Consider the following 1,693-nt stretch of genomic DNA (forward strand, 5'->3'; position numbering starts at 1 on the left):
GAGGGCACTGAAAAAGTGCCTTTCGGAATAAAAGACCTAAAAAATTTTTTTAAGACAATTTTTTAGGTCTTTTATGTTATACTTAACTTATAAAATAATGTGGGTGATGTGTATGATAAAAAAGCAAGAAACAATGATTTTAAGTGAATATACAGGAATTTATGATTTAGTTGTTCCTAAAGATAATATGTTAAGAAAAATTAATGAACTAATTGATTTTTCATTTGTTTATGATGAACTTTTAGATAAATATTGTATTAATAATGGTAGAAATGCTATTGATCCAATACGAATGTTTAAATATCTTTTATTAAAATCTATATTTGATTTATCAGATGTAGATATTGTGGAGCGTTCAAAATATGATATGTCATTTAAATATTTTCTTGGAATGGCTCCAGAGGAAAATGTTATTGAGCCAAGCTCTCTAACTAAATTTCGTAGACTTAGACTTAAAGATATAAATATTTTAGATATGTTAATAAATAAAACTGTTGAAATCGCCCTTGAAAAAGGAATAATAAAATCAAAGTCAATCATTGTTGATGCTACGCATACGGTAGCAAGATATAGTCAAAAATCACCACGTGAAGTGTTACAAGAACGTTCTAAGAAATTAAGAAAATCAGTTTATGAAATAGATGAGAATATTAAAAATACTTTACCAGCTAAAAATACAATTGATAATTTAGATGCTGAAATTAAATATTGTCAGGACTTAGTTAAAGCTATAGAAAAGAATGATGTTATTGCAGCTTATCCAAAGGTTAGGGAAAAATTAAATATGTTAAATGAAACATTAGAAGATGATATTCATCATATTCAAGCTTGCGCTGATGCGGATGCAAGAATTGGTCATAAGTCTGTTGACACATCTTTCTTTGGTTATAAAACACATATTGCAATGACGGAAGAAAGAATAATAACTGCTGCAACTATTACTACTGGAGAAAAAAACGATGGTAAAGAATTAGAAACATTAATCACTAAAAGTCAGAAGGCCGGAATAAAAGTTAAAACAATAATTGGTGATTCTGCTTATTCAGAAAAGGGTAATATTGAGTTTGCAAATAGAAATAATATAAAACTTGTAGCAAAGTTAAATCCTTCTGTAACGCAAGGGTTTAGAAAAAAAGAAGATGAATTCCAATTCAATAAAGATGCTGGAATGTATGTATGTAAAGAAGGACATATGGCTATTCGTAAAGCACGACAGGGCAAAAAGAATATATCTACAAACCAAACAGATACTTATTATTTTGATATAGAAAAATGTAAAATTTGTCCACAAAAAGAAGGTTGTTATAAAGACGGAGCTAAGAGTAAAACTTATTCAGTTACTATAAAAAGTGATATACATAAATCGCAGATAGCTTTTCAAGAAAGCGAATATTTTAAAGAAAAGTCTAAAGAGCGTTATAAAATAGAAGCAAAAAATAGTGAATTAAAACATAGACATGGATATGATAAAGCATCATCTTCAGGTCTAATTGGCATGGAAATTCAAGGGGCATTAGCAATATTTACAGTAAATATTAAAAGAATATTGAAGATATTAGGATAGAAATATCCTAGTTATTATATAAATAACTAAATAAAAATAGTTAATGAAACTAAAAGCTTCAGCTTCATTAACTATTTTTTACTTTGTGGATAACCGCACTTGAAAAACATTAAGTTTTTCAGTGCCCTC

At 27.8% G+C, this 1,693-nt stretch carries 1 protein-coding gene; it reads left to right on the forward strand.

Features of this window, described 5'->3' with window-relative positions:
- The first annotated feature begins 112 nt into the window (after nt 1-112).
- Complete coding sequence (locus HCG70_RS17235) at nt 113-1,564, forward strand: IS1182 family transposase (RefSeq protein WP_221698079.1); 1,452 nt, start codon at nt 113-115, stop codon at nt 1,562-1,564.
- The last annotated feature ends 129 nt before the right edge of the window (nt 1,565-1,693 follow it).

Origin of the sequence: Clostridium sp. K04 (genome assembly GCF_019734375.1) — a bacterium.
Lineage (GTDB): Bacteria > Bacillota > Clostridia > Clostridiales > Clostridiaceae > Clostridium > Clostridium saudiense.

What these genes read in the sequence shown, in the direction of transcription:
- HCG70_RS17235 (WP_221698079.1), top strand. Translation starts at nt 113, where the DNA reads ATGATAAAAAAGCAAGAAACAATGATTTTAAGTGAATATACAGGAATT.